This window comes from Allosphingosinicella sp. (assembly GCF_036387215.1).
Classification (GTDB): Bacteria; Pseudomonadota; Alphaproteobacteria; order Sphingomonadales; family Sphingomonadaceae; genus Allosphingosinicella.
In genome coordinates this window covers 1-26767 of record NZ_DASVUE010000270.1, presented here as the reverse complement: position 1 = coordinate 26767, position 26767 = coordinate 1, and the positions used below count along the sequence as shown (strand labels likewise).

33 protein-coding genes and 1 tRNA gene are annotated in these 26767 nt (G+C 66.4%); 22 read left to right on the top strand and 12 right to left on the bottom strand.

All coding sequences use genetic code 11. From position 1 onward, the window contains the following. The 4 genes from VF662_RS11070 to VF662_RS11055 all read left to right on the top strand — a co-directional run. Window positions 1–640 (top strand): fructosamine kinase family protein (locus tag VF662_RS11070; RefSeq protein WP_464141060.1); only part of this gene is annotated, 640 nt, incomplete at its 5' end. A gap of 54 nt (window positions 641–694) precedes the next feature. Continuing rightward, window positions 695–1639 (top strand): alpha/beta hydrolase, encoded by a 945-nt coding sequence (locus VF662_RS11065; RefSeq protein WP_464141058.1) that lies wholly within the window; start codon window positions 695–697, stop codon window positions 1637–1639. Further along, the gene (locus VF662_RS11060) at window positions 1636–1920 is read left to right on the top strand and encodes a metalloregulator ArsR/SmtB family transcription factor (RefSeq protein WP_464141056.1); all 285 of its coding nucleotides are present in this window, start codon (window positions 1636–1638) and stop codon (window positions 1918–1920) included. The genes VF662_RS11065 and VF662_RS11060 overlap by 4 nt, the downstream gene beginning before the upstream one ends. A 17-nt stretch (window positions 1921–1937) precedes the next feature. Beyond that, window positions 1938–2591: an SdpI family protein gene (locus tag VF662_RS11055; protein WP_464141054.1), complete on the top strand. Its 654-nt coding sequence runs from the start codon at window positions 1938–1940 to the stop codon at window positions 2589–2591. Here VF662_RS11055 and thpR read toward each other — a convergent pair. Continuing rightward, entirely contained in the window at window positions 2576–3106 is a 531-nt protein-coding gene (thpR, locus tag VF662_RS11050; protein ID WP_464141052.1) for an RNA 2',3'-cyclic phosphodiesterase, read from the bottom strand. The two genes, VF662_RS11055 and thpR, sit on opposite strands and share 16 nt — an antisense overlap. A 123-nt stretch (window positions 3107–3229) precedes the next feature. Between thpR and VF662_RS11045 the strand changes: the two genes are divergently transcribed. Beyond that, the gene (locus tag VF662_RS11045; RefSeq protein WP_464141050.1) at window positions 3230–3967 is read left to right on the top strand and encodes a Bax inhibitor-1/YccA family protein; all 738 of its coding nucleotides are present in this window, start codon (window positions 3230–3232) and stop codon (window positions 3965–3967) included. A 63-nt stretch (window positions 3968–4030) separates the two neighbouring features. On the opposite strand, the gene VF662_RS11040 is transcribed toward VF662_RS11045, so the two are convergent. From VF662_RS11040 to VF662_RS11025, 4 genes are all read right to left on the bottom strand, one after another. After that, window positions 4031–4909: a dienelactone hydrolase family protein gene (locus VF662_RS11040; RefSeq protein WP_464141048.1), complete on the bottom strand. Its 879-nt coding sequence runs from the start codon at window positions 4907–4909 to the stop codon at window positions 4031–4033. After that, window positions 4906–5544 carry a glutathione S-transferase family protein gene (locus VF662_RS11035; RefSeq protein ID WP_464141046.1) on the bottom strand — a complete coding sequence of 213 codons (639 nt, stop codon included), beginning with the start codon at window positions 5542–5544 and terminating at the stop codon, window positions 4906–4908. Before VF662_RS11035 ends, VF662_RS11040 begins: the two co-directional genes overlap by 4 nt. Before the next feature lie 145 nt (window positions 5545–5689). Then, a complete protein-coding gene (gene clpA, locus VF662_RS11030) occupies window positions 5690–8038 on the bottom strand; it encodes an ATP-dependent Clp protease ATP-binding subunit ClpA (RefSeq protein WP_464141044.1) in 2349 nt (782 codons plus the stop codon). A gap of 124 nt (window positions 8039–8162) precedes the next feature. Beyond that, on the bottom strand, window positions 8163–8360 hold the full coding sequence (locus tag VF662_RS11025) for a DUF1192 domain-containing protein (RefSeq protein WP_464141042.1): 198 nt from the start codon (window positions 8358–8360) through the stop codon (window positions 8163–8165). An 80-nt stretch (window positions 8361–8440) separates the two neighbouring features. On the opposite strand from VF662_RS11025, the gene VF662_RS11020 reads away from it, so the two are divergent. Next, window positions 8441–9424: an NAD(P)H-quinone oxidoreductase gene (locus VF662_RS11020; RefSeq protein WP_464141040.1), complete on the top strand. Its 984-nt coding sequence runs from the start codon at window positions 8441–8443 to the stop codon at window positions 9422–9424. Next, on the top strand, window positions 9421–10041 hold the full coding sequence (locus VF662_RS11015) for a glutathione S-transferase family protein (RefSeq protein ID WP_464141038.1): 621 nt from the start codon (window positions 9421–9423) through the stop codon (window positions 10039–10041). Before VF662_RS11020 ends, VF662_RS11015 begins: the two co-directional genes overlap by 4 nt. On the opposite strand, the gene VF662_RS11010 is transcribed toward VF662_RS11015, so the two are convergent. Then, window positions 10038–10478 carry a hypothetical protein gene (locus VF662_RS11010; protein ID WP_464141036.1) on the bottom strand — a complete coding sequence of 147 codons (441 nt, stop codon included), beginning with the start codon at window positions 10476–10478 and terminating at the stop codon, window positions 10038–10040. The genes VF662_RS11015 and VF662_RS11010 overlap by 4 nt on opposite strands. Window positions 10479–10676: 198 nt before the next feature. Between VF662_RS11010 and VF662_RS11005 the strand changes: the two genes are divergently transcribed. From VF662_RS11005 to tgt, 8 genes are all read left to right on the top strand, one after another. Then, the gene (locus VF662_RS11005; protein ID WP_464141062.1) at window positions 10677–11366 is read left to right on the top strand and encodes a cell cycle transcriptional regulator TrcR; all 690 of its coding nucleotides are present in this window, start codon (window positions 10677–10679) and stop codon (window positions 11364–11366) included. Next, the gene (locus VF662_RS11000; RefSeq protein ID WP_464141035.1) at window positions 11317–12450 is read left to right on the top strand and encodes an MBL fold metallo-hydrolase; all 1134 of its coding nucleotides are present in this window, start codon (window positions 11317–11319) and stop codon (window positions 12448–12450) included. The genes VF662_RS11005 and VF662_RS11000 overlap by 50 nt, the downstream gene beginning before the upstream one ends. A 34-nt stretch (window positions 12451–12484) precedes the next feature. After that, on the top strand, window positions 12485–12733 hold the full coding sequence (locus VF662_RS10995; RefSeq protein ID WP_464141033.1) for an exodeoxyribonuclease VII small subunit: 249 nt from the start codon (window positions 12485–12487) through the stop codon (window positions 12731–12733). Then, window positions 12720–13640: a polyprenyl synthetase family protein gene (locus VF662_RS10990; RefSeq protein WP_464141030.1), complete on the top strand. Its 921-nt coding sequence runs from the start codon at window positions 12720–12722 to the stop codon at window positions 13638–13640. The genes VF662_RS10995 and VF662_RS10990 overlap by 14 nt, the downstream gene beginning before the upstream one ends. 11 nt (window positions 13641–13651) lie before the next feature. Further along, window positions 13652–14152 carry a pantetheine-phosphate adenylyltransferase gene (gene coaD, locus VF662_RS10985; RefSeq protein WP_464141028.1) on the top strand — a complete coding sequence of 167 codons (501 nt, stop codon included), beginning with the start codon at window positions 13652–13654 and terminating at the stop codon, window positions 14150–14152. A 93-nt stretch (window positions 14153–14245) separates the two neighbouring features. Then, window positions 14246–14962, top strand: a complete 717-nt coding sequence (locus VF662_RS10980; RefSeq protein ID WP_464141026.1) for a peptidylprolyl isomerase — start codon at window positions 14246–14248, stop codon at window positions 14960–14962. Between the two features lie 5 nt (window positions 14963–14967). Continuing rightward, complete coding sequence (gene queA, locus VF662_RS10975; protein ID WP_464141024.1) at window positions 14968–15996, top strand: tRNA preQ1(34) S-adenosylmethionine ribosyltransferase-isomerase QueA; 1029 nt, start codon at window positions 14968–14970, stop codon at window positions 15994–15996. Between the two features lie 18 nt (window positions 15997–16014). Continuing rightward, window positions 16015–17178 (top strand): tRNA guanosine(34) transglycosylase Tgt, encoded by a 1164-nt coding sequence (gene tgt / locus VF662_RS10970; protein ID WP_464141021.1) that lies wholly within the window; start codon window positions 16015–16017, stop codon window positions 17176–17178. On the opposite strand, the gene VF662_RS10965 is transcribed toward tgt, so the two are convergent. Next, a complete protein-coding gene (locus tag VF662_RS10965) occupies window positions 17175–17744 on the bottom strand; it encodes a cysteine hydrolase family protein (RefSeq protein WP_464141020.1) in 570 nt (189 codons plus the stop codon). The genes tgt and VF662_RS10965 overlap by 4 nt on opposite strands. A gap of 106 nt (window positions 17745–17850) precedes the next feature. On the opposite strand from VF662_RS10965, the gene VF662_RS10960 reads away from it, so the two are divergent. After that, the gene (locus tag VF662_RS10960; protein WP_464141016.1) at window positions 17851–18273 is read left to right on the top strand and encodes an Lrp/AsnC family transcriptional regulator; all 423 of its coding nucleotides are present in this window, start codon (window positions 17851–17853) and stop codon (window positions 18271–18273) included. A gap of 13 nt (window positions 18274–18286) precedes the next feature. Here the strand turns inward: VF662_RS10960 and VF662_RS10955 are convergent, their stop codons facing one another. Continuing rightward, on the bottom strand, window positions 18287–19651 hold the full coding sequence (locus VF662_RS10955; RefSeq protein ID WP_464141014.1) for a DEAD/DEAH box helicase: 1365 nt from the start codon (window positions 19649–19651) through the stop codon (window positions 18287–18289). A gap of 85 nt (window positions 19652–19736) precedes the next feature. Further along, the gene (locus VF662_RS10950) at window positions 19737–20192 is read right to left on the bottom strand and encodes a hypothetical protein (protein WP_464141012.1); all 456 of its coding nucleotides are present in this window, start codon (window positions 20190–20192) and stop codon (window positions 19737–19739) included. A gap of 99 nt (window positions 20193–20291) precedes the next feature. On the opposite strand from VF662_RS10950, the gene VF662_RS10945 reads away from it, so the two are divergent. From VF662_RS10945 to VF662_RS10935, 3 genes are all read left to right on the top strand, one after another. After that, window positions 20292–21749, top strand: a complete 1458-nt coding sequence (locus VF662_RS10945; RefSeq protein ID WP_464141010.1) for an FAD-binding oxidoreductase — start codon at window positions 20292–20294, stop codon at window positions 21747–21749. A gap of 77 nt (window positions 21750–21826) precedes the next feature. Then, window positions 21827–22612, top strand: coding sequence for a SapC family protein (locus VF662_RS10940; protein WP_464141007.1), 786 nt, complete (start codon window positions 21827–21829; stop codon window positions 22610–22612). Then, window positions 22612–23187: a cytochrome b gene (locus tag VF662_RS10935; protein ID WP_464141005.1), complete on the top strand. Its 576-nt coding sequence runs from the start codon at window positions 22612–22614 to the stop codon at window positions 23185–23187. Before VF662_RS10940 ends, VF662_RS10935 begins: the two co-directional genes overlap by 1 nt. 154 nt (window positions 23188–23341) lie before the next feature. Here VF662_RS10935 and VF662_RS10930 read toward each other — a convergent pair whose 3' ends face one another. Then, window positions 23342–24205, bottom strand: coding sequence for an N-formylglutamate amidohydrolase (locus VF662_RS10930; RefSeq protein ID WP_464141003.1), 864 nt, complete (start codon window positions 24203–24205; stop codon window positions 23342–23344). 155 nt (window positions 24206–24360) lie between these two features. Between VF662_RS10930 and cpdR the strand changes: the two genes are divergently transcribed. Then, the gene (cpdR, locus tag VF662_RS10925) at window positions 24361–24738 is read left to right on the top strand and encodes a cell cycle two-component system response regulator CpdR (RefSeq protein ID WP_464140999.1); all 378 of its coding nucleotides are present in this window, start codon (window positions 24361–24363) and stop codon (window positions 24736–24738) included. A gap of 82 nt (window positions 24739–24820) precedes the next feature. Continuing rightward, window positions 24821–25219: a hypothetical protein gene (locus VF662_RS10920; RefSeq protein ID WP_464140997.1), complete on the top strand. Its 399-nt coding sequence runs from the start codon at window positions 24821–24823 to the stop codon at window positions 25217–25219. Between the two features lie 10 nt (window positions 25220–25229). Here the strand turns inward: VF662_RS10920 and VF662_RS10915 are convergent, their stop codons facing one another. Beyond that, entirely contained in the window at window positions 25230–25613 is a 384-nt protein-coding gene (locus tag VF662_RS10915) for a hypothetical protein (protein WP_464140995.1), read from the bottom strand. Window positions 25614–25830: 217 nt separating this feature from the next. Here VF662_RS10915 and VF662_RS10910 point away from each other — a divergent pair. Further along, window positions 25831–25905, top strand: a tRNA-Val gene (locus tag VF662_RS10910). 9 nt (window positions 25906–25914) lie between these two features. Here the strand turns inward: VF662_RS10910 and VF662_RS10905 are convergent. Continuing rightward, window positions 25915–26767, bottom strand: an 853-nt coding sequence (locus VF662_RS10905; RefSeq protein ID WP_464140993.1) for a metal-dependent hydrolase family protein, incomplete at its 5' end; no start/stop codon positions are given.

The following is a 26767-nucleotide window of genomic DNA, read 5'->3' as shown; positions in this document are numbered from 1 at the left end:
GGCCGCAGGAATTCCGGTTCCCCACGTCGAGGGCGAGCATTCCGGCGTGTTGCTTCTCGAACATGTGCCGAATGATGGTGTGTTCAGCGCCAACGCATGGTCGGACATCGGCGCCGCGCTCCGCCGCCTCCATGGAAAGCTTGGCGAGCATTACGGCTGGGCGGTCGATTACCGGCTCGGTACGGTCGAAGTGGACAACCGGGAGCGGGTGGATTGGCCCGGTTACTGGGCGGAGCAGCGGCTGGTTTCCACCGCGCGAGTGCTCGATCGTCCGTGGCGCGAGCGCGTGGAGCGCGTTGCCGCCGGGCTGAGCGCTCTGCTACCGCACCGTCCAACGCCGTCGCTGCTCCATGGCGATTTGTGGAGCGGCAACATTCTCGTTCAAGGCGGCAAGCTGGCGGCGCTCATCGATCCGGCCTGCTATCATGGCGACGCGGAAGTAGACCTGGCGATGCTCACCTTCTTCGGCGAGCCGCCGCCTCACTTCTGGGAAAGCTACGGCGATCTGGATCCCGGTTGGGAGGAGCGGCGTCTTGTCTATCAGCTCTTCCCTGCGCTCGTGCATCTTCGGCTCTTCGGCGCCAGCTATGGGTTGGTCGTGGATCGCCTGCTGGGGAGGCTTGGCGCCCGAACGAGTTGACCCGCGCCCCGAATTTCGCTATTTGCCTAACAATCGAATAAAGGAGAGCTGTTTATGCTGACCTTTCCCGCCGCTGTGGCGGCCGCTGCACTGACCTTGCCGCCGCAGGAGACGGCGATCGAGGCGCCGGGCCCCGCCGGAGCGTTGCGCGGCACCATAAGTGGCGAGGCGGCCGGTGCGCCCGTCGTGCTGATCATCCCCGGCTCCGGTCCCACCGACCGAGACGGCAACAATCCGCTTGGCGTGAAAGCCGCCACCTACCGGCTTCTTGCGGAGGGGCTGGCGGAACGAGGCATCACCAGCGTTCGGATCGACAAGCGGGGCATGTTCGCCAGCGCGGGCGCTACGCCGGATGCAAATGCCGTAACGATTCCCGATTACGTCGCCGACACGAGAAGCTGGATCAAGGCGATCCAGGCGCGGACCGGAGCGTCCTGCGTCTGGCTGTTTGGCCACAGCGAGGGCGGCCTGGTCGCGCTTGCCGCCGCGGAACAGACGGCAGGCATTTGCGGTATCATCCTCGCGTCGGCTCCAGGGCGGCCCGTTGGCATGGCCCTCCGCGAGCAACTCCGTGCCAATCCCGCCAACGAGCCGCTGCTCGAGCAGGCCTTCGCAGCAATCGGCGCCCTCGAAGCGGGGAAGCGGGTCGATACGACCAACCTTCATCCGGCGCTGATGCCGCTCTTCGCGCCGCAGGTGCAGGGCATGATGATCAGCCTCCTGTCCTATGATCCCGCCGTCTTGCTCGCAAAATATCCAGGATCGGTGCTGGTCCTGCAGGGCACGCGAGACATTCAGGTGAGCGTGGATGATGCGCTGAGGCTGAAGGCGGCCCGCGCCGGCACGAAGCTGGCGCTGCTCCCGGACGTGAACCACGTCCTCAAGGCTGTCACGTCCGACGACCGCGGCGCGAATGTCGCTACCTATGCGGATCCCGCGCTGCCGCTCGCGGCGGGAGTGGTGGACACGGTCGCTGACTTCGTGAGGCCCCGCAAGTGAACGCTGTCTTCGAGGCGCTGGCTCACCCCACTCGACGGGAGGTTCTGGAAATGCTGAAGAGCGGCTCCAGAACCGCCGGCGAGCTCGCCGACGCCTTCACAGTGTCGAAGCCGACGATGTCGGCTCATTTCGCCAAACTGAAGGAAGCGGGCCTTATCCAGGCGGATCAGCGCGGCGCCACTATCATCTACAGCATCAATTTGAGTGTGCTCGAAGAGGCGCTGCTCGGCTTCATGGGGCGCATCGGCGTGGCGGAACGGCAGAGGGGAGAGGCGACATGACGCGGAGGAACATGGCTTTGGCATCATTTCTGATGGTCCTGGGCCTCACCATAGTAGGTGTGCTGGTGGCGCTGGAGCTGCCGGCCGACCGTCGATTGCCGATCCACTGGGGACTTGATGGCCGGCCGGACGGCTGGGCGGATAAATGGACTGCATTGCTGCTGCCGCCCGGTATCACCGCCGCAACCGCGCTCCTCTTCTACGCGCTCCCGGCGCTGGAGCCGAAGCAGGAAGGCCTTTCGCGAAGTCAGGGGCTGTATCTTTGGGGATGGGCCGCATTGCTGCTGATCATGGCAATCATCGAAGTGTCGGTGCTTTCGGTGGCGTTGGGTTGGGGCGTGCCTGTCAACCATCTGATCACCGGCGGGCTGGGCGTGGTGCTGGTGATGATCGGCAACCAACTGGGGAAATCCCGCCGGATGTACATGATCGGGCTGCGTACGCCCTGGACGCTTTCGAGCGAGGAGGTGTGGATCAAGACGCACCGCCTGGCGGGCAAGCTGATGGTGGGGGCGGGCGCGGTCGCGATCCTGTCGGCGCTGCTGCCGCTTCCTGCGGGCCTGCTTGTGACGATCGTCGTCACCGGGATCGGCGCCGCGGCCCTGATCCCGATCGTGTACTCCTATCTGCTCTGGCGGGATGAGAGAAGGTCCGGTCAGGCGAGCGAGTAGCGCTCCACGATCGTGTAGCTGGCGCCTTCGGACCCGAGCCGGCTCTCGTACAGGCAGAGGCTGTCGACTGGAAAGGCGGCACTCGAGAGGCCGGCCCAACGTCCAATGAAGGGCCCCACGGGACCCGCGCCCCGTCCGAGCCGCGCAATGGTGATGTGTGGGTGATAGGCCCGCATGTCTGGAGCGATGCCGGCGCGCAGGCACGCCTGGTCCACCTTCTTGTGGAGCGCCTTCAGGTCGCCGTGCGGGGCCACACCCGCCCACACCGCACCCTTGCCGCGCTTGCCGAAGCTTCCCACCCCTTCGAGCGCAATCTCGAATGGGGGATGCCGAACCGATGCGAGAGCGGCGGCGAAGTCCTCGGCCTGGTGGCGGTCGACCTCCCCGATGAAGCGCAGCGTCAAATGGAGCTGGGCTTCGTCCTGCCACCTCGCGCCGGGGATGCCGCCCATGATGCCGAGGAGGCGCTCCCGGATCGAGTCAGGTGGCTGGATGGCGACGAACAGGCGGTGCATGGCCGCTGCCCGATAGCCGATCCCAAGGCTCCGGCGAACCGGTTTCGCTTGAAACACCCCCCCGGAACCACGATATTGCACCTCAACGGCAAGGATTTCTGCCGTCAAAGGAGAGTAGGGAAAATGGCTAACGGATTTGACCCGCGCGCGACAGCAGCGCCGCCTTCGGCGACCACCGCCGGCCGCGAAGGCGTCGCCTACGATGCGGGCCTGCGGTCCTACATGCTGTCGGTCTACAATTACATGGCTTCGGGCGTGCTTCTGACCGGCATCGTCGCGATGCTCTTCGCGAACAGCGGCTATGCGCAGACCATCTTGGGCGGGCCGGGTCTGCTCAAATATCTCATCATCTTCTCGCCGCTCGCCTTCATCATGGTGCTGAGCTTCGGCATCAATCGGCTTTCCACCGGTACCACCCAGCTTCTGTTCTGGGCCTTCGCCGTGGTGATGGGCCTGTCGATGTCGTCGATCTTCCTCGTCTACACCGGCACTTCGATCGCGCAGACCTTCTTCGCGACCGCCGCTGCATTCGTCAGCCTCAGCCTCTGGGGCTACACGACGAAGAAGGACCTGTCGGGCTTCGGCACCTTCCTGATCATGGGTGTGGTCGGTCTGCTGGTGGCGATGATCATCAACATCTTCCTGCAGTCGAGCGCGATGGCGCTGGCGATCAGCGCGATCGGCGTTCTTCTGTTCGCGGGCCTCACCGCCTACGACACGCAGCGGATCAAGAGCCTGTACTTCTACGTGCAGGGGACGGACATGCTCGGCAAGACCGCCATCATGGGCGCGCTGAGCCTGTATCTCGACTTCGTGAACATGTTCACCTTCCTGCTCAACTTCATGGGCCAGCGGGACTAAGCCCTCAATCTACGCGAGCAGAACCGGGCCCGGTGGAAACACCGGGTCCTTTTTTTACGCCGGCTAGGCGAGATGGGTGCGGAAGAAGTCGATCGTTGCCGCCCATGCCTTGTCGGCGGCCGGCTTGTCGTAGCGTTCGGCCGACGTGTCGTTGTGGAAGGCATGCTCGACGCCAGGATAGACGATGCTGGTGACGTTCTTCCCGGCGGCCTTCAGCGCCTCCGCCCACGGCAAGGCGGTCGCGTTCACCCGCTGGTCCCGCTCGGCGAGGTGGATCAGCATCGCAGCCTGCACCTTGGCAGCTTCCGACGGGGCCGGAGCAGGCCCGTAAAAGGGCACTGCTGCCTTGAGGGTAGGGCCGGCCGCAACCGCCAGCCGGTTCACCATTCCGCCTCCCCAGCAGAAGCCGACCGCGCCCACCTTCCGCGAGCCGCCGGCGGGCGAACTCAGCCAGTCGATCAGCGCGCGCCCGTCGGCGACGGTGGCACCGAGATCGAGCTTCCCGATCATCTCCCGTGCCTGGTCCTGGTCGGCAGGCGTCCCGCCGGAAGGCGCCAGGAAATCGGGCGCCACCGCCGAAAAGCCTGTAAGCGCCACCCGCCTCGCAACGTCTCGTATATGGTCGTTGAGGCCCCTGTTCTCGTGGATCACGATCACCATCGGGAGGTCGGCGCGGGCCCCGACGGGCGCGGCGCCGTAGCCGCTCATCATGCGGCCTGGGATCAGCTGCCACTTGAGCGTACGGGTCTGGAGCCGCTCGTCGCCTTCCGACACCATCGAAGCGGCGGCAGGGCTCGCCGCGATCGCCGCCAGCAGCGCGCTCGCCGCGGCAGCGCTTCCCGCGATCTTCGTCAATTCGGCCATGAAGGCGCGCCGGTCCATGCCCTCGTGCGTGAACCGGTCGTAGAGCGCTAGCGCGGCTGCGCGGATCTCGGGCTTCACGCGTGCCGCTCCTCTTTCGGCGGCATCGCCGCATCGTCGATCTCGCGAGCGCGCTGTGCCGCCGGACGGCTCTGGAGGCGCCCGACATAGTCGACGAACGCCGGACGCTTGTCGATGCTTCCGAACATCATTCCCCAACCGATTTGGGAGCCGACATAGACGTCGGCGGCAGTGAACTGCTCGCCGCAGATATAGGGTCCCTGCGATACCGCTTGCTCCAGCGCCGCCATCGTCTCGTCGAACGTGCCGTAGCCGGCCATCGTCTTCTTCTCCTCGGGCGCCAGCAGGCCGAGAGACTTGCCCGTGACGGCCGCCTCGACCGGTCCAGCCGCGAAGAACAGCCAGCGGTAATAAGGTCCGCGCAGCTGGCTCGCCGGCGGCGGCGCGAGGCCTTTGTCGGGGAATATGTCCGCCAGATAAGCGCAGATCGCCGCCCCTTCGGTCACCACCGTGTCCCCATGCTTGATCGCGGGAACCTTCCCCATCGGATTGACGGCCAGATATTCTGGGGCCTTCATGCTGGTGCCGTAGTCGAGAAGCACCGTCTCGTAGGGCTCACCAACTTCCTCAAGCATCCACCGCGCGATCCGCCCGCGCGACATCGGGTTGGTGTAGAATGTGATGATGTTGGACATGACTGCTCCCCTGCGGCTGAAGAAGCAGCAATAGCGCGGGGAGGCGGACTGCGGGAGTCCGGCGCAGGGAAGAAAGCGGCTCCGCCCGCTGCCGCCATCTAGTCCCCAACAAAAAAGGCCGCCCCGAACGGGACGGCCTTTTTCTTTAGGCCTGAGCTTCGGGCTGGCCCTCTCCGGGCTGGCCTTCGCCACTTTCGCCAGCGGCTTTCTTGCCCTTCTTCTTGCCCGCCTTGGGCGGTGCCGGGATGATCTCGAAGGCGGGCTCGTTGTCCTTGATGCGGACCTTCACCTCGCCGCCGTTCACCAGCTTGCCGAACAAGAGCTCTTCGGCCAGCGGCTGCTTGATCTTCTCCTGAACGAGGCGGCCCATCGGGCGCGCTCCGTACAGACGGTCATAGCCACGCTCGGTGAGCCACTTCTTCGCTTCCTCGTCGAGCTCGATATGCACCTGGCGGTCGGCCAGCTGAAGCTCGAGCTGCAGGATGAACTTGTCGACGACGCGGGCGACGACTTCCGGCGGCAAGTAGCCGAAGGGAACGATTGCATCCAAACGGTTGCGGAATTCCGGAGTGAACATCCGCTTGATCGCTTCTTCGTCCTCGCCCTCGCGGGTCATGGCCCCAAAGCCGACCGCTTCGCGCGCCATGTCGCTCGCCCCCGCATTGGTGGTCATGATCAGGATGACGTTACGGAAATCGACCGTCTTGCCGTGGTGATCGGTGAGCTTGCCGTTGTCCATTACCTGGAGAAGGATGTTGAACAGGTCCGGATGGGCCTTTTCGATCTCGTCCAGCAGCAGCACCGAATGCGGATGCTGGTCGACAGCGTCGGTCAGGAGACCGCCCTGATCGTAGCCGACATAGCCCGGAGGCGCGCCGATGAGGCGGCTCACCGAATGCCGCTCCATATATTCCGACATATCGAAACGCTGGAGCGGGATGCCCATGATCGAGGCGAGCTGGCGGGCAACCTCGGTCTTGCCGACGCCGGTGGGGCCGGAGAAGAGATAGTTGCCGATCGGCTTGTCCGGATCGCGGAGGCCCGCGCGGCTGAGCTTGATCGCGGAGGAGAGGACCGAGATCGCGGCATCCTGGCCGAACACGACCCGCTTCAGGTCGCGGTCGAGATGCTCCAGCGCCTTCTTGTCGTCGCTCGACACGCTCTTCGGCGGGATGCGGGCGATCGTCGAGATGACCGACTCGATCTCCTTCACGGTGATCGTCTTCTTGCGCTTGTTCGGCGGCACCAGCATCTGCATTGCGCCGACCTCGTCGATCACGTCGATCGCCTTATCCGGCAGCTTGCGGTCGTTGATGTAGCGCGCCGACAATTCGACCGCGGCCTTGATCGCATCCGGCGTGTACTTGACGCTGTGATGCTCCTCGAAGGCGGAGCGGAGGCCGGCCAGGATCTTCACCGTGTCCTCGATCGTCGGCTCGTTTACGTCGATCTTCTGGAATCGGCGGAGGAGTGCGCGGTCCTTTTCAAAGTGGTTGCGGAACTCCTTGTAGGTGGTGGAGCCGATGCAGCGGATCGTACCGCCGGAAAGCGCCGGCTTCAGCAGGTTCGACGCGTCCATCGCGCCGCCCGAAGTCGCGCCGGCGCCGATCACCGTGTGGATCTCGTCGATGAAGAGGATGGCGTGCGGAAGCTTCTCGAGCTCCGTCACCACCGCCTTCAGCCGCTCTTCGAAATCACCGCGATAGCGGGTGCCGGCGAGCAAGGCGCCCATGTCGAGCGAGTAGATCACCGCCGGCTTCAGAACCTCGGGAACGTCGCCCTCGATGATCTTGCGCGCCAGGCCTTCCGCGATTGCCGTCTTGCCCACGCCGGGATCGCCCACGTAGAGCGGGTTGTTCTTCGAGCGGCGGCAGAGGATCTGTACGGTCCGGTCGACCTCGGCCGAGCGCCCGATCAGCGGATCGACGCGGCCTTCGGACGCCTTCTCGTTCAGGTTGACCGTGAACTGCTTCAGAGCGCTTTCGTTCTTCTTCTTGCCGTCCTCGGACTTGGTTTCCTCGACGCCCTTCACTTCGGGCGGCTCGGATGAAGTCTCGCCCTTGCCGACACCGTGGCTGATGTAGCTCACCGCATCGAGACGGCTCATATCCTGCTGCTGCAGGAAGTAGACGGCATAGCTCTCGCGCTCGGAGAAGAGCGCGACGAGCACGTTGGCGCCGGTCACCTCGTCCCGGCCGGAGGACTGGACGTGGAGGATGGCGCGCTGGACGACGCGCTGGAAGCCGCTGGTGGGGGAGGGGTCGGTTTCCCCTTCCACCTTCAGCGCTTCCAATTCGCTATCGAGATAGAGGCGAACGGCTTCCCGAAGCTCTTTGAGGTCGACGCCGCAGGCCTGCATGACCTTGGAAGCGTGGGTGTCTTCGGTGAGCGCGAGCAGAAGGTGCTCGAGCGTCGCATATTCGTGCCGGCGGCCGCTCGCCTCAGCGAGGGCTGTGTGCAATGTCTGTTCGAGTTCGCGGGCAAAGGACGGCATTTCTTACTCCTACGTGCCCGCGCGCATCACGGGCGACTTCGCTCTAATGTCGTGCCGCTTCGGCCCTTCATCAAGCACGCTTCTACAAACATGGGCGATTTAACGCCGATGATCCGAGTCGGGTTCATTTGCGGAAGATCGCATCGGCACTGGCGCGAAAGCTTACGGCGGTGTCGATTTTCATCCTGGCGCGGGCGATCTCGGCCTCCAGGATTGCGATCCGCCCTTCAAGTTCTTCGACCGACATCGGATCCAGGTCCTGACGCGTCAGCAGCGTCAGCGGATCGTCGGGCTTGCCCGGGAAAAGTTCGTCCAGGTCCATGCACCGAACGTTGACCGGAGCCGGCATCCTGTCAACAAGAGCGGCGCCATCCTGAGCGATTGATCGGACAGCGTGACCGAATGAACACCCTCCCGGCCAGCATGATCGCGATCGATCCCGATGCGCCGGGCTGTCCTGAAGTGCTGGAGCCGGTGGAGCGGCCGGTTCCGCGACCGGCTTCCGGCGAGGTGCTGATCAAGGTCGAAGCCGCCGGAGTGAACCGTCCGGACGTGGCCCAGCGCCTCGGCCACTATCCGCCGCCGCCGGGCGCGCCCACCATTCCTGGCCTCGAAGTTGCCGGCACCATCGTCGCCGGGCCGAACATCGGCGCCCGCGTCTGCGCACTGGTGGCGGGCGGCGGCTATGCGCAATATTGCGTCGCACCGCTGGGGCAGTGCCTGCCGGTGCCGGACACGCTCTCGATGATCGAAGCCGCGGCGATTCCCGAGACGCTGTTCACCGTCTGGAGCAATGTCTTTCAGCGGGCCTATGCGCGGGAAGGGGAGACGATCCTCGTCCACGGCGGCACCAGTGGCATCGGCACCACCGCCATCCTCCTGGGGAAGCTGTTCGGCCTCACCGTCATCGTCACGGGCGGGTCGCCAGAGAAGTGCGCCCGCGCGCTCGAAATCGGTGCCGCGCACGCCATCGACTACCGAAACCAGGACTTCGTTGAGGAGGTGAAGCGGATCACCGGCGGCCACGGCGTCGAGATCGTGCTCGACATGGTCGGCGGCGACTATTTGCGGCGCAATCTCGCCTGCCTTGCCGAGGAGGGGCGCCACGTTTCGATCGCCGCCCAGCGGGGTGCGAAGGTGGAGCTTGCGCTCTGGAACGTGATGCTGAGGCGCCTGACCCTCACCGGCTCCACCCTTCGCGCCCGCTCGGTCGAATTCAAGACCCTGCTCAGGGACGAGATCGAGCGTCTCCTCTGGCCGGAGGTCGAGGCGGGCCGGTTCAGGCCCGTGATGGACAAGACCTTCCCCCTGGAGCAGGCGGCAGACGCCCACCGCCGAATGGAAAGCGGCGACCATGTCGGCAAAATCGTGTTGGAGGTGAGATGACCGAGAAGCTGGTGCTTCACGAATATGCGCTGTCGGGGAACTGCTACAAGGTTCGGCTCACCGCCGCACTGCTCGGCCTTCCGCTGGAGCGTCGGGAATATGACATCGCGAAGGGAGAGACGCGGACGCCGGAGTTCTTGACGAAGGTAAACCCGAACGGCCGGATACCGGTGCTGCAAGTTGGGGAGCGCTTCATTCCGGAAAGCGACGCAGCGATTTTCTTCCTCGCCGACGGCTCCGAACTCATCCCGGACGACCGCTTCGAGCGCGCGGACATGCTTCGCTGGATGTTCTTCGAACAATATAATCATGAGCCCAACATCGCGACGCTGCGGTTCTGGATCGCCTTCCTCGGCACGAGCCAGCTGAGCGACGAGCAGCGGGCGCTGTTGCCCGCGAAGAAGGCGGCGGGCGAGGCGGCGCTGAAGCTCATGGACGAGCATCTGGAGCGGCGCAGCTTCTTCGTCGGCGAGCGGCTCAGCCTCGCCGACATCGCTCTATACGCTTACACGCACGTGGCGGAGGAGGGCGGCTTCGACCTCGCCGGCCTTCCTCACGTAGGTGCCTGGCTGGAGCGCGTCGCCAATTCGCCGCGCCACATCCCGATAACGGCCTAGTCGCTGGAGTCCCTGACCGCGTCGATGAACAAAGCGGCGCCGACGATGATTGCGACGCCCGCTCCGATCGCTACCCAGCCGATCGTCGAGACGCCGGCTTTCCGCCCCTCAGGACCGCGGCCGAGGGGCTGCATGCCCAGCCGGTCGAGCTGCCGCCCGGCGATCGATACCTGCAGCTTCTCACTGCCGGCAAAGCCCACTTCGATGCCTTTGGAAAACCTCCTTGCGCCGGAGCCGTCCAGGCGGACGTTGGTAAAGGCGAGGCCCGCCTTGGGCTTTTCGCTCCCGCCCAGCGGCATACGCAGGCGAGCCCCGGCAAAGGCTCCGAAATGCGCAGGGCCGGCAGTGCGGCCGTCCTCGATGTCGGCACCGAAGGCCGGCGCTGCGGGAGACAGAACCGCCCCGCTCAGGATTGTCGCAATCATCAGCTTTTTCATCGAGCCCCCCCTTCTGACCCTCAGGCTTCCCAACTGCGCGAGGTTCACCCGAAATTGCGGCGACTCTGCGGCAGTGAGGCGCTGCCCCGAACAAGCTTGCCCTCCGGGCCCCTCGCATCTACATGGGACCTAACGCTTCGGCCGCTCCGTGAGGGGCGGCCCTTATTTTATCTGGAGGATTTCGTGGCCCAGCCGCTCATGCCACATGCGACCGCTTCCTGGCTGGTCGACAACACCGCGCTCACCTTCGAGCAGATCGCCGAATTCTGCGGGCTCCACATCCTCGAAGTCCAGGCGATTGCGGACGACACCGCGGCGACGAAGCTCACGGGGCGCGATCCGGTCCGTGCCGGCGAGCTCACCCAGGAGGAGATCAACCGCGGCCAGGACGATCCTTCGTACCGCCTCGTCATCCAGAAGGAGCCGGACAAGGCGACCCGCACCCGCGGCCCGCGCTATACGCCGGTCTCAAAGCGCCAGGACAAGCCGGACGGCATCGCCTGGATCATCCGCAACCATCCGGAAGTCTCCGACGGCCAGATCTCGCGCCTGATCGGAACGACGCGCACGACCATCTCGGCGATCCGCGACCGCAGCCACTGGAACATCGCCAACATCCAGCCGAAGGATCCGGTGACGCTCGGCCTCTGCTCCCAGCGCGAGCTTGACGCAGTCGTCGCCAAGGCCGCCAAGGCCGCCGGCCTCGAACCCGCTCCGCAGGACAGCCGCCTTGCCGGCGACCGCGAGGCTTTGCTCGACGAGCTCCGCCGCGAGCGCGAGACCAACGCACGCGAAGCCGAAGCGGCGCTCGCTGCCGAGCTTGCCGGCCCGGCGGGCGATGAGAGCGCTGCCGGCGATCGGGGCTTTGTCGATCCCTTCAAGAGCTGAGCCGCCGGCCTCGGACGCCTCGCTGGCGGACGCGGGCGGCGCTTACAGCCACAAGGGCCTCACCTACCCGCTCGGGCGGAAGGCGCCGGAGCCGGGCGAGGCCATAGAGCTCGCGCCGGGTGTCCGATGGGCGCGGCTGCCGGTGCCGGGGTCGCTGAAGCACATCAACGTCTGGCTGCTGGATGACGGCGACGGCGTCGCGGTCGTCGACACCGGGCTCGACATCACGCCCTGCCGCGAAGCGTGGGAGGCGCTGCTCGCGGGCCCCTTGCAGGGGCGGCGGCCGACCCGGATCGTCGTCACCCATTTCCACCCCGATCATCTCGGCCTCGCCGGCTGGCTGGTCGAGCGGTTCGACGTCCGGCTCTGGATGACCCGCGGCGAGTGGCTGTTCGCGCGCATGCTCACCGCCGACGTTCGGGACGCGCCGCCGCGCGAGGCCTTCGCTTATTGGCGCGGGGCCGGCTGGGAGGAACAGCGGATCGCCGTCGAGGCGGCAAAGGGCTGGGGCCGCTTCGCCTCGGTGGTGACCGCCGTCCCCGTCAGCTTCGTCAGGATGAGCGAAGGCGACGTGATCCGCATCGGCAGCCGCGACTGGCGGGTGCTCGTCGGCAGCGGCCACAGCCCCGAACATGCCTGCCTCATCGACGAGGCCGGGGGGCTGATGATCGCCGGCGACCAGGTGCTTCCGCGCATCACCTCCAATGTCTCGCTGAGCCTCAGCGAGCCGGAAGCCGATCCGCTCGGCGAGTGGCTCCACTCGATTGCCAGGCTGAAGACGCTCCCCGACAGCCTGTTCGTGCTGCCATCGCACGGTGAGCCGTTCACCGGCCTCCACGCCCGTCTCGATGCGCTCGACCGCGGGCATCGCGGACGCCTCGACGCTCTTTACGAGCATCTTCAAGAGCCCCGCCGCGCCGTCGACTGCTTCACGGTCCTGTTCGGCCGCCGGATCGAGGACAACAGCCTCGGCCTCGCGACCGGCGAAGCGATGGCGCACCTCCGGCGCCTCGAAGTCGAACGACGGGCCGTCCGCGAAGTGCGGGACGGCGTCTACTTCTTCTCGCAGGCCTCAGCGCCTTGACCCCCGCCACCGCCAAGGCCAAAGCTCGGGCGCGATGTCGGACCAATCCCAGGCAATTACCGAACTCTCGTTCGAAGCGGCGCTGAAGCGGCTCGAGGAGATCGTGCGCAAGCTTGAGAGCGGCGATGCCACCCTCGATGAATCGATCGATCTGTACAGTGAGGGCGACCGCCTGAAGCAGCAATGCGAGGCGCGGCTGCAGGCGGCGCAGGCGCGGATCGAGAAGCTCCAGTTCGGCCGCGACGGGAGCCCCAGCGGCACGGCGCCCTTTGACGGCGACTGACGCCCCGGTGGCGGACGCTGCGATCGATCTGAGGCCGGCGCTGGCTCAGGTCAGCGACGAGATCGACCGGCTGTTCGGAGCGCTTCTGGCGGTGCCGCCGGATCCGCGCTCGAAGCTCTACGAAGCGATGCGTTACGCAGCGATCGGTGGCGGCAAGCGCCTTCGCCCGCTGCTCGTGCTCGCCGCCTCGAGCCTGTTCCATGTCGACCGGCAGCGCGCGCTCCGCGTGGGCCTCGCGGTCGAGTGCATCCACGTCTATTCGCTGATCCACGACGATCTGCCGTCGATGGACGACGACGATCTCCGCCGCGGCAAGCCGACCGTGCACCGGGCATTCGACGAAGCGACCGCCATCCTGGCCGGCGATTCGCTCCACGCGCTTGCCTTTGAAGTGCTCGCCGACGAAGCGACGCACGAGGATCCGTTCGTTCGCGCCGAGCTGATTGCCGAGCTCGCCCGCGCCTCCGGCCCCTCCGGCATGGCCGGCGGGCAGATGATGGACCTGGCGGCCGAGGAGACGCAGCTCGACATCGCCGCCGTCACACGGCTCCAGCAATTGAAGACCGGCGCCCTGATCGGCTTCTGCCTCGAGGCCGGCGCGATCATGGGGCGCACCCCGCCCGAGGGGCGGACCCGCCTTCGCGGCTATGCCCGTGACGTGGGCCTCGCATTCCAGATCACCGACGATCTTCTCGACTTCGAGGGCGAGGAAGCGAAGACCGGCAAGCGCGTCGGCAAGGACAGGGCAGCGGGCAAGGAGACGTTCGTGTCGCTGCTCGGCGCCGATCGCGCACGCCAGCAGGCGGCGATGCTGGTTGCCCAGGCGACGGAATATCTGCAGCCTTATGGCGCCGAAGCCGATCTCCTCCGAGCCATCGCCCGCTTCGCCGCCGAGCGGGACCATTAGGGAGGGAGTTCATGCGCACAGGCGTCTATCCCGGCACCTTCGACCCGGTCACCCTCGGCCACATGGATATCATCCGCCGCGGCGCCAAGCTGGTCGACCGGCTGGTGATCGGGGTCACCACCAATCCTTCCAAGTCCCCCATGTTCACGGTGGAGGAGCGGATGGCGATGGTCCGGCGGGAGATTGCCGACGTGGACGGCGACATTCACGTCGTCAGCTTCGATTCCCTGCTGATGGACTTCGCGGAGCGGGAAGGGGCGTCCGTCATCGTGCGCGGGCTCCGGGCGGTCGCCGACTTCGAGTACGAATATCAGATGGCCGGCATGAACCAGCAGCTCAACGACCGGATCGAGACGGTCTTCCTGATGGCCGACGTCGCGCTGCAGCCGATCGCCTCCCGGCTTGTGAAGGAGATCGCCGTCTATGGCGGCGACATCCGCAAGTTCGTGTCGCCCGCCGTCGCCGAGGATGTGCGCGCCCGGGTGGAGGCGACCGGCCGCAAGGGATCATGATCCGTTGACCTTGAAGTCGCCAAGAGCGTTCCCTTTCGCGCGGCAAATAGGTTAAGAGGCGCGCGGGGCGAAGAGATTCGGGCGAGGGAAGCTATGCGTTTGAAAACATTGGTTGCCGCGTTCGCGGCCTTTGCCGCTATGGGCTCGGCGTCGGCACAGAAGCCGCAGGTCCTGCCCACCTCCCGCCAGGAGGTGAAGGTGCCCGTGCAGCGGACCAACTGGGCGGTGACGCCGCCTCTGGCGCCCGAGAACACCCTGAATTTCGATCTCTCCACCGGCGGCCGGGTCTCGATCCAGCTTCGGCCCGATGCCGCGCCCCAGCATGTCGAGCGTATCAAGACGCTTGTGCGCCAGGGCTTCTACAACGGCCTCATCTTCCACCGCGTCATCGAAGGCTTCATGGCCCAGGGCGGGGACCCCAAGGGCGACGGCACCGGCGGCTCTCCGCTTCCCGACCTGAAGGCCGAGTTCAACCCGCTGCCGCACGTCCGCGGCGCCGTCTCCGCCGCCCGCGCCGAGGACGAGAACAGCGCCAACAGCCAGTTCTTCATCATGTTCGCCCCGCGCCTGTCGATCGACGGCAAGTACACCGTGTTCGGCCGCGTCGTCTCGGGAATGGAATATGTCGACCTCATCGAGCGCGGCGAGCCGCCGGTGAACCCCACCCGCATCGTCCGAGCGTCGATCGGAAGCGACAACGTGCCGCCGCTTTCCGCAGCCGAGCTCAAGGCCGCGGCGACGCCTGCGCCCGCTGCCACGGTCCCGGCTTCCCAGCAGGCTGCCACTCCGGCCGGCACGGCGCCGCAATAAGCGGCGTGCGCGTCGACCTTTTCGATTTCGATCTGCCGACTGATCGAATCGCGCTCAGGCCAGCAAGCCCGCGCGACAGCGCCCGTTTGCTCATCGTTCGGGGCTCCACTCTCGAGGACCGGATCGTCACCGATCTCCCGCTTATGCTCCGGGGGGGCGACGTCCTCGTCTTCAACGACACGCGCGTAATTCCGGCGCAGCTTGAAGGCCGCCGCGGCGAAGCCCGGATCGGGGCCACGCTCCACAAGCGGGAAGGGCCGCGCAGCTGGCGCGCCTTCGTGCGGAATGCCAAGCGCCTCCGCCCCGGGGAGCGGGTGGACTTCGGAAGCGGCGTGACGGCGCTTGCTGAAGAGCGCGGAACGGACGGCAGCATCCTGCTGAGCTTCGACGGGGAGGAGCCGGTCGAACTCCTGCTGGAGCGGGCAGGACGGATGCCGCTTCCGCCTTACATTGCCGGCAAGCGCGAGGCTGATGAAAGCGACGCCGACGACTATCAGACGATGTTCGCGCGCGAAAAGGGCGCAGTCGCCGCCCCGACCGCCGCCCTCCACTTCACGCCGCCCCTGATGGAAGCGGTTGCAGAGGCTGGCCTAGGTCACGAAACGCTGACGCTCCACGTGGGCGCCGGCACCTTCCTTCCGGTGAAGGTGGAGGACACCGAAGATCATGTCATGCACAGCGAGTGGGGCCGGATCGAGCCCCGCGCTGCCGAGCGCCTGAACGCCGCCCGCGCAGCCGGCGGACGCGTGATCGCCGTCGGCACCACCTCGCTCCGACTGCTCGAAAGCGCCACCGGCGAAGACGGCATGATCCGCCCGTTCGAAGGCGATACCGACATCTTCATCACCCCCGGCTACCGCTTTCGGGCGGTGGATGGGCTCCTCACCAACTTCCACCTGCCGAAATCGACGCTCTTCATGCTGGTTTCGGCGCTGATGGGGGTGGAGACGATGCAGGCCGCCTACGCCCATGCGATCGAACAAGGCTACCGCTTCTATTCCTACGGCGACGCGAGTTTGCTTCTGCCAGGCTAGTGGCTAGGGAGCGGCCGCATGTCCGAGCGCCCCCGCTTCTCCTTTTCAATCTCCGCTACCGACGGCGCCGCCCGCACCGGCACGCTTTCTATGAAGCGGGGCGACATCCGCACGCCTGCCTTCATGCCGGTCGGCACGGCGGCGACGGTGAAGGCGATGAAGCCGGCTGATGTCCGGGCGAGCGGCGCGGATATTATCCTCGGCAACACCTACCATCTGATGCTCCGCCCGGGCGCCGAGCGCGTCGCCCGGCTTGGCGGGCTGCACAGGTTCATGGGCTGGGATCGGCCGATCCTTACGGACAGCGGCGGCTATCAGGTGATGAGCCTGTCGGAGCTCACCAAGCGGAGCGAGGAGGGCGTGGCCTTCGCCTCCCACCTCGACGGGACGCGCCACCTCATCTCGCCTGAGCGGTCGACCGAAATCCAGCGCCTGCTCGGCTCCGACATCGTCATGGCGTTCGACGAATTGGTGCCGACCAGCTCCACGCGCGACGTGCAGGCGGCGGCGATGGAGCGGTCGATGCGCTGGGCCAAACGCTCGCGCGATGCCTTCCTCGGCGGCGGCGCCCATGCCGAGGCGGCGGCGCAGTTCGGCATCCAGCAGGGCGCGCTGGACGAGGAGCTGCGCCGCACCTCGGCCGAGAAGCTGATCGAGATCGGCTTCGACGGCTATGCGGTGGGCGGCCTCGCTGTAGGGGAGGGGCAGGCGGAGATGTTCCGTGTGCTCGATTTCGCGGCGCCGATGCTCCCCGCCGAGCGGCCCCGCTATCTGATGGGCGTCGGCAAGCCCGACGATATCGTCGGTGCGGTCGAGCGCGGCGTCGACATGTTCGATTGCGTTCTTCCCACCCGCTCCGGCCGCACCGGTCAGGCTTTCACCGCCGACGGCCCGATCAACCTCAAGAACGCGCGCTTCGCGGAGGACCAGGAGCCGCTCGATCCCGCCTGCGGCTGCCCAGTCTGCGGGGCCTGGAGCCGCGCCTACATCCACCACCTCATCAAGGCGGGCGAGATGCTGGGCGCCATGCTGATGACCGAGCACAACCTCAATTTCTATCAGCAGCTGATGGCAGGGCTCCGGGCAGCGATCGCGGAGGGCCGGCTGTCCGCTTTCGCCGATGCCTTCCGCGCCCGCTATGGCGGTGCGCGCAAGGGCACGGACGAGCAGCCGGGCTGCTAGGCGGCGAGGCGAAGACCGGCGAGTTCCGCCGTCGAAAGGATCCGGCAGAATTCGAACGCGAGGGTCGCGACATGAGCGGCCTGAACGTCTTCCGCCCGGATCGTCCCGCCCATTCCGTCAGGAAGGTCGAAGCAGTCGCACGCGTCGGGCACGAGGATCATGTCCCAGCCCATGTTCGCGCCGGTACGGATCGTGGTCGAGACGCACATGTCGGTCGAGATTCCGAACACGACCACGTGCCGCGCGCCGAGCCGCTTCAGCCGGAGGTCGAGATCCGTCCCGATAAAGGCCGAGTTGACGCTCTTCGAAAGCACCGGCTCGTCGCCTATTGGGCCGAAGCCCGGCCGGAAGGAATTGCCGATCGTCCCCGGTGCCAGGGTCGATCCGGGGGTGACGCTGTTGTGCCGGACGTGGATGATCGGCCGGTTCGCGGCGCGCCAGGCGCCGATCAGCGCGAGCCCGTTCGCATCGACGCTGGAATTCCACCGGCGCGGCCATTGCGGGTCGTCGAAGGCCCGCTGCATGTCGATCGGCAGCAGCACGGCCCGGTCAAGATCGATGTCCATCTCTTGCCTCCATCTTCCGTGCTCCGCCAATCGCAGTTTCTTCTGCCGGTTTCATTCGGCATGATGCCGGAAGCGCCGGCAGATTGCCGGTTCGGGGGGCGAGCGCATGGACGAAAAGGACAAGCTGCTTCTGACCTTGCTCCGGCGCGATGCGCGCCGGTCGATCGTGGCGCTTGCTCGCGATCTCAACCTCTCCCGGAGCGCTACCCAGGAGCGGCTTCAGAAGCTTCAGGCGTCCGGGGCGATCGGCGCCTTCACGATCGTCGAGGGGGCGTCCGCCGCCGCTCGCCAGACCGCATACATGATGGTGAGCTTCGAGCCCGGCTATCGCTGCGCCCAAATCGTGCCGAAGCTGAAGCAAATATTCGCGATCGCGATGATCCATTCGCTGACCGGGCCGGTGGATCTGATCGTCCGGGTGGAAGCCGACAGCATCGGCGACATCGAGAGCAGCCGTTCGGCGATCGCCGCCTTGGCGGGCGTGGCTTCGGTCTCGACCTCGATCCTGCTGGAACGGCACCTCGGCTGATGCCGAGGCGGCGTCAGCCGCCGAAGCCGGCGCCCAGGAACGAGGGGATGGGGCCGTTCCAGCCCTCTTCGGCCGGCTCGGGAGCCTGGCTGCGCGGCTCCCGCTTCGGCGCGGCTTCGCGCTCCGGCTTCGGCTGCCGCCGCGGTGCCCGCTCCGCCTTTTCGGGGGCCGTCTCTTCAGCCTGCTTCGCCGCCTTCGGCTCGGGCGCCTTGCGCTCGCGCCGCTTGGGTTTGTCCTCAGCGGGCGCTTCTTCGGCAGGGGTAGCCTTGCCTTCCACTTCAGGGATCTTGCTTCCGATCAATTTCTCGATCGAGGCCAGCGCTTCGGCATCGTCCTTCGTAACGAGCGTGACTGCGGTCCCGGTCTTGCCCGCGCGGCCCGTGCGGCCGATGCGGTGCACGTAATCGTCCGGCTGCCAGGGCACGTCGAAGTTGAAGACGTGGCTGACGCCCTTGATGTCGAGACCGCGGGCGGCGACGTCGGAGGCGACGAGGATGTTGATCTCGCCGGCCTTGAACCGATCGAGCTCCCGGATCCGCTCCGGCTGCTCCATGTCGCCGTGGATCGGACCGGCCTTGAAGCCGCTGCGCTGCAGGCTGGTGGCGAGCTCGCGCACCGTCGTCTTGCGGTTCGAGAAGATGATGGCGGTGGTCACGTCCTCGGCCCGCAGGAGGGCGGCGAGCGCGTCGCGCTTCTTGCGCGCGTCCACCCTCAGCACGCGCTGATCGATCAGCAGGTTCGAGGAGGCGGGGCGCGACACCTCGATCGTTTTCGGGTTGGACAGGAACTTGTCGGCCAGCTTCTTGATCGGCGCGGGCATGGTCGCCGAGAAGAGCAGCGTCTGGCGCTGCGGCGGCAGCTTGGTGCAGATCTCCTCGATGTCCGGGATGAAGCCCATGTCGAGCATCCGGTCGGCCTCGTCGATCACGAGCAGGTTGCAGCCGTTGAGCATGATCTTGCCGCGCCCGAACAGGTCCATCAGCCGCCCAGGCGTCGCGATCAGCACGTCCACGCCCTTTTCGAGCTTCTTGATCTGATCGGCCATGTTCGTGCCGCCGATCAGCAGCGCCATCGAAAGTTTGTGATACTTCCCGTATTTTTCGAAATTCTCAGACACCTGCGCGGCGAGCTCGCGGGTCGGCTCGAGGATCAGGGAGCGGGGCATCCGAGCGCGGCTTCGGCCTTCGCCCAATATGTCGATCATCGGAAGTACGAAAGCGGCGGTCTTGCCGGTGCCGGTCTGAGCGATGCCGGTGATGTCGCGGCCCATCAGGACGGACGGGATCGCCTGCCGCTGGATCGGAGTCGGCTCGTCATAGCCTGACTCGGTCACGGCGCGAAGAAGTTCGTCTGAAAGGCCCAGATCGGCAAAAGTCATTCAAAAGGTCCGGAAGATCGCGGTTGATGTCCATCCGCCTGCACTCGCGCTTGGGCGCGGCGGCAGCGAAATGTCAAGCAAAGCCCTAATCGCGCTTTGCTGCTTTCAATGTCCTGAACCGATCGATTTCACACTGGCCGCCCATCCTCGAGCGGATGGAATCGCGGTCCGCGCAGATTTTGCCGTCGGCCGTCTGGCGAATGTAGAAGCCATAATAATAATCGAGGGCGGGGCAGCTCTTGTCGAGCTTGGCGCGAACCCGGGTTCTATCGCGGAGCAACAGATCGAAGCTGTCCTGGCTGACAAGTGCGCCGCCGACGATGTCGCCCATGCCCACGCATTTGACGCCCCGGCCTTCCTTCCACTCGATCGGAGCAGGAGGCGGGGGACTGACCATGTTCCGCACGCGCGCCGGCACCCGGATCAGGATCTGCTCGCGGATCATCACCTGCGCGAACTGCATCGGGTCCGCAGGCGAGGGTTCGCCCGCCGCCGGCGCCAACGTCATCAGCAGGAAAGCCGCAGGGCTCCAGTCGATCAAATGCCAAACTCCATCAGGCGCGGCATCGCCGCCAGCGCTTGAACATGCGATTAATTTTGCCCCGCTTCTGAGCCCCCGCTAATAGACGGCTCGCGCGCCATGGCCAATCCTCCCTCGATGCAGCTGCTCGAAACGCTCGCCGCTCGGCTAGGCCCGAAGGGCTTCACCCGCGACGAACGTGATCTGACGCCCTGGCTCGAGGACTGGCGCGGCCGATACCGCGGAGCCGCGGCCGCGATGCTGTCTCCCTCCACCACCGCCGAAGTTGCCGAGATCGTGCGGCTTTGCGCGGCTGAGCGGGTGCCGCTCGTGCCGCAGGGCGGGAACACCTCGATGGTCGGGGGAGCAACCCCGCCAGCGCAAGGCGGCGCGCTGCTGCTTTCGCTGCGGCGGATGACCGCCATCCGCTCCCTCTCCGACGTCTCGAACAGCGCCGTCTGCGAAGCGGGGGTCATACTCTCCCGGCTGCACGAAGCGGCGGCGGAGGTAGGGAGGCGCTTCCCACTCACCTTGGGAGCGCGGGGCAGCGCGACGATCGGCGGCCTCGTCTCCACCAATGCGGGCGGCACGCAGGTGCTTCGCTTCGGAACGATGCGCAGCCTCGTACAAGGCATCGAGGCGGTGCTGGCCGACGGAAGCGTCTTCGACGGCCTCACGCCGCTCAAGAAGGACAACCGCGGCTACGATCTGCGCCAGCTCCTGATCGGCGCGGAAGGGACGCTCGGCATCGTTACCGCGGCCAATCTGAAGCTGGTCCCGGCGATCGGCTCGCGGAGCGTCGCCTGGATCGGACTTTCCTCCGCCGAAGCCGCGCTTCGCCTGCTCCGGGAGCTGGAGGTGAGCCTTGGCGATGCCGTGGAAAGTTTCGAGCTGGTGCCGGAAACGGCGCTCGACCTCGTTCTTGCCCATGTCGTCGGCACGCGGGCGCCGCTCGGCGGGCGGCATCGCTGGCATGTGCTTGCCGAGGCCACGGCGCCCGCAGGCGCTCCCAGTCCCGAGGCAGAACTCGGCAAGGCCCTCGGCGAGGCGCTGGAGCGGGGCCTGATCGAGGATGCGGTGATCGCTTCCAGCGAAGCTCAGGCGGAAGCCTTCTGGCGGATCCGGGACAGCATCTCGGAGGCGGAGCGGAAGGACGGCCCTGCCGCAAAGCATGACATCTCGGTCGATGTGGCCGCGATGCCGGACTTCATGACGGGCGCGGCCGCGGCCGTGGAGGCGCGCTTCCCCGGCACGCGGGTGATCGCCTTCGGCCATCTCGGCGACGGGAACGTCCACTTCAACGTGCGGGCACCGGAAGGGGCGGGTCCCGAGTGGCTGGAAGAGGCTGCGCCGGAAGTGACCCGCTTCGTGCACGATCTGGTCACGGAGGCGGGCGGCTCTATCTCCGCGGAGCACGGGATCGGCCAGATGAGGCTTTCGGAGCTCGCCCGGCTGGCGGATCCGGCGCGGCTCGGAGCGATGCGTGCGATCAAGCAGGCGCTCGATCCCCACGGCATCATGAACCCCGGAAAGCTCGTCCCGCTCTTCGACTTGGCTCAGGGGAGCCTTGCAGAATAGCCCCATCCCCAATAGACGGGGCGCCACATCGGGCGGCACCGTGGTTGCCGCTCCCCAAGCTTCAGACGGAGACTAGAATGGCGAGCGCGCCTAACCTTCAATTGCCGCTTCTCTACAATGGCCTGGAGCCGCTTTCGAGCAACGCCCACGGCAATTACAAGGCGCGCTCCAGCGATACGCTGCCGATGCTGGCGCGGGTCCACGCAGTGCCGATCACGATCGACGAATTCGTCACCGCCCAGCGCCATTTCCCGATCGTCTTCTCGGTCGGCGATGCGCCGGTGCCGCTGGCGCTGATGGGTCTGAACGAGGGCGTCAACGTGTTCGTCGATGACGAGGGACGGCTTCTGAACGAAGTCTACGTGCCGGCCTATCTGCGCCGCTACCCGTTCATGCTCGCCAGGCTACGGCCGGACGCGGACGACCTGTCGCTCTGTTTCGATCCGCAGAGCGGCGTGGTCGGCGATTTCGAGGACGGAACGCCGCTGTTCGACAACGGCCAGCCGAGCGAGACCACCCAGGCGATCCTCAAATTCTGCGAGGAGTTCGAGCTTTCCGCCCAGCGCACCGCCGCCTTCATCAACGAACTGAAGGAATCCGAGCTGTTGATCGAAGGCGAAGCTTCGGTGCAGCCGACGGGAAGCGAGCAGCCGTTCGTCTACCGCGGCTTCCAGATGGTGTCGGAGGAGAAATTGCGCGAACTTCGCGGCGATACGCTCCGCAAGATGAACCAGAACGGCATGCTGCCGCTCGTCCTGGCGCACCTCTTCTCGCTCTCGATCGTGCCCGAGCTGTTCGGGCGCCAGCTGCAGCAGGGCAAGGGCCCGCAACTCCAGCCGGCGGCGGAGCCGGTCACCGCCTGATGTCGGGCGCGGTCGATGCCATGAGCCTGGAGGGCGAGCGCTATTCGCGCGTCGCCATGTGGCTCCATTGGGTGATCGCCGCGCTGATCGTCGCGAACCTGCTGCTCGGCTTCCTGCGCGAGGACGTCCCAAAGCCGACGGCAGCCTCGATGATGTATTACCACAAGGCGACGGGGTTCGCGATCCTGGCGCTCAGCCTCGGCCGCCTCGCGTGGCGGCTGACGCACCGGCCGCCGGCCTTCGATCCGGCCCTTGCCCGCTGGGAAGTGACGTTCGCGCGCACCGCCCACTGGCTCTTCTATGTGTTCATGATCGTCATCCCGATCACCGGCTGGCTGGTCGTCTCGTCCGGAAGCGGCAAGCCGACCGATTTTTTCGGCCTGTTCATGATTCCCGCGCTGCCCGTTTCACGGGCGGAGGACGCTCATGAGCTGTGGGAGGAGATGCACGAGCTGCTCGCCTGGGGGATCATCATCCTCATCGCACTGCACGTGCTGGGGGCTGCGAAACATCATCTCCAGGGGCATCGCCACCTGATCGGGAGGATGGGGCCCTGGCTTTACCGGGGCCGCTAAGTTTTTGTTTTTGGCCTTGAAACCCGAAGGCGCCCTCCTAAGTTAGTATAGACGCTGCTGTTTCCCCCTTTTACAGCGCGCGTTACGCCCCTCGTGGGCGTTCCTCCCTGAACCTGGCCACCTCGCCCCCCGCGAGGTGGTCATTTTTTTGCGCCTATTCGGCGGCGATCGCCTCGGGAGGCGCAAGCGCCTTGATTGCCAGCGCCGCGGCCACGTGCGCGATCATCTCCGCGGCGGCGTCGAAACCGGGGCCCGGCGAGCGGAGGGACCGGTCAAGGTAGCGCGAGCGGTCGATCTCGAGCTGGAGGGCATGGATGTCCCGGGCGGGATTGCCGTGCCGCGTCGTGATGTAGCCGCCGGCATAAGGCGTGTTGCGGCCGACCTTGAAGCCGCAGGCGCGTGCCGCCGCGACCGCCGCGTCGAGAAAATCGGGCGCGATGCTGGTGCCGTGCCGGTCCCCGAAGATCACCGAAGCGCCGCTGCCGTCCTCCTGCGGCGGCATCGAATGGCAATCGAGGAGGATCGCAACTCCGAAGCGGTCCCGCGCCGCCGCCAGCGCGCCTTCGAGCGCCCGGTGGTAGGGAGCGTGTATCTCGGCGATCCGGCGGTCGAGTTCGGCAGCGGGGAGGCGGCGATGCCAGATCGACCCGGCGCCGTTGATCCGGGACGGAACGAGGCCGAGGCCGCCGCGGGTGCGGGCCGATTGAAGCACCGAGCCGGGGGGCGGCGGCGGAGTCACCATCAGTGGATCGATCTCGCGCTGGTCCCGGTTGAGGTCGATCTCCGCCCTCGGCGCGCGGGCGACCAGCGCCACCGCGCCCGAAGCCTGCGCCCGCCACACCAGCCGGTCGACCAACCTGTCCTCGAGCGCCTCCAGCGTCCTCAGCGGCAGCCGCGAAGCCTTGAGCAAGGCAGGCGAATAAGCGCGCCCCGCATGCGGAACCGACAGGACCACCGGCGAGCCCGGAACGTCCGGGCCGATGCGCAGGAAGTGAGGTTCGGCGGTGGGCTCGGCCATTCGTGCGCATAACGTTAGCGGCGCGAACTGTGTCCCGCAATTTTGTTGGCGAGAGAAAAGTCTCCGAACGGGCCGTCTGGAATATCTTAAGCCCTTCGGGCATAAGAGAGCCTCCGGCGGCGCATTGGGCGTGGCGGCTTGTTCCTGGGAAGCGGATGATCAAGATCCTCCTCGCTGAAGACGACGAGTCGATGCGGCATTATCTGTCGCGCGCGCTCGAGCGGGTCGGCTATTCCGTGCGCTCGGTCGATCGGGGCACCGCCGCACTGCCGCTGCTCAAGGACGAGAGCTTCGACCTGCTTCTCACCGATATCGTGATGCCCGAGATGGACGGCATCGAGCTCGCCCAGAAAGCGGCGGTGATCGCGCCCGACATGCGGGTGATGTTCATCACCGGCTTTGCCGCGGTCGCGCTGAAGGCGGGCAAGGCGGCTCCGGAAGCGAAGGTGCTTTCGAAGCCCTTCCACCTCCGCGATCTCGTCGCCGAGGTCGACCGGCTGTTCCAGACCGAGGACCAGCACGGGCGGCTCTAGCTTGCAGCGAGCGCCGGCCGCCGGTCCGGCTTCCGCTCAGCTCCCGTAACGACAATGCGAGGCTCAGCAGAAGGAGCCCGCGATGCGCAGCCTTGCCGTTTCCGCCATTCTCCTGGGGCTTATAGCAAGCGCTCCCGCCGAAGCGCAGATTGCAGGCCCGTTTCCGCGCGGCGACGTGCGGCCTCCGAACCCGTTCCTCAGCGACAGCCGCCTGCCGGGACCGGGCATCGGCCGCGACCTCGGCGACATCCACGATCGTGCGGAGCGGGCGCGGGATAGCGGCGCCCTGTCGAAGCGTCAGGCGCGGCGGCTGAAGCGGGAGGCCCGGCGGACCGGCAGGCTTGCGGAGATCTACGGCAGCGACGGCCTGTCAGCTTCGGAAAGGGCCGAGCTGGAGGCGCGGGCGCAGTATCTGCGCGGCGCGGTCAACGCGCCGCTGGCAGGGGCGGGCAGGAACGAGGGTCGAGCGAAAAGGCGCTGAACGGCGCCGGTCAGCTCGCCATATCGAAAAGGCGATTATAGGGCTGGAAGCCCTTTTCCTCCGCGAGTGCGACCACTTCCTGCTCGGCAAGGATCTGCGTTCCGACCACATACTGGCCCTGGAACTCCTTGCCCTCGATCACGCGGTGATAGACCGGGCGGTGGGTCTTGCGGAGATACTGGGCCGCTTCGCTTGCAAGGCCGGGGCTGATCGAAGGCACGTGCTGCTTCGGCAGCGCGGCGGTCGCGAACGGACGGATCGTGGCGGTGCAGCCAGTCTCCTTGCGCCAGCGCGTGATCGTCTTTTCGCCGACGCCGTATTTCTCGGCGAGCTGGCGGTTGGTCTTAACGGGAGCGTGATCCGAAAAATCGGGCGGGCAGGTGAGGATCGGCATGAAATGTTCTTTGCTGTGGGGGCCGCAGGAGAGGCGCGGCGCGTGAGCCCGATTTGGTGATTGGAGCCCGAGAGTCAAGGATAAACAGCGCTATCCAAATAGGATAGGTGCCTCTCCGGTTCGCGCAGCGCTGGTACTCAGTGGCGGAACCGAACTGAAGTTGCCAGCTTTGCCGGTTGCAGAGCGGGAGGGGCGTCGCTAGATACGCGCTCAGTGTGGGCGTGTAGCTCAGTGGTAGAGCACTGTGTTGACATCGCAGGGGTCGCAAGTTCAATCCTTGCCACGCCCACCATTTTCTCCTTCAGCGCTGATCCTTGAAGACGCGGCCGCTCTTCATGACGAAGCCGACCTGCTTCAGCACCCTCACGTCGCTGAGCGGATCGCCTGTGACGGCGATGATGTCGGCGGTCTTCCCCGGCTCGAGCGTGCCGACCTCGTTCGCGAGCCCCAACAGCTCCGCAGCGTTCACCGTCGCCGCCTGGATTGCCGTGGCGGGCGTCATTCCGTGCTTCACCATCAGCTCGAACTCGTCGGCGTTGCGGCCGTGCTTCGAGACGCCGGCGTCCGTGCCGAAGGCGATCTTGACGCCGGCGGGGACCGCCTTTGCGAGCGCCTTGCCGGTGATCCCGATGCGCCAGTCGATCTTGGCCCGGACTTCCGGCGAATAGGCGTTCGGGTCCCTGGCGATCCGCTCCAGATAGCCGTTCACCGTCGAAAGGGTGGGGACGTAATAGGCGCCGGTCTGCTTGAACAAGCGGATGCTCTCGTCGTCGATGAGGGTCCCGTGCTCGATCGAATCGGCGCCGGCGCGGAGCGCGACCGCGATGCCGTCCGCGCCGTGGGCGTGGACCGCGACCTTCTTGCCATAGAGGTGCGCGGTCTCGACGATCGCCTTGGCTTCATCGTCGAACATCTGCTTGCCGAGGCCGGCGCCGATGCGGCTGTTGACGCCACCCGTGGTGGCGATCTTGATCACGTCGGCGCCCCGCCCGATCTGCCGCCGAACCGCCTTGCGGCACTCCTCCGCGCCGTCGCACAGATTGTCGTGGGGGACGGCGTCGTGAAGCTCGTCCTTGAGGCCGAGGCGCGCGTCCATATGGCCGGACGTGGTGGAGATTGCGGCGGCGGCGTCGATGATCCGCGGACCTTCGGCC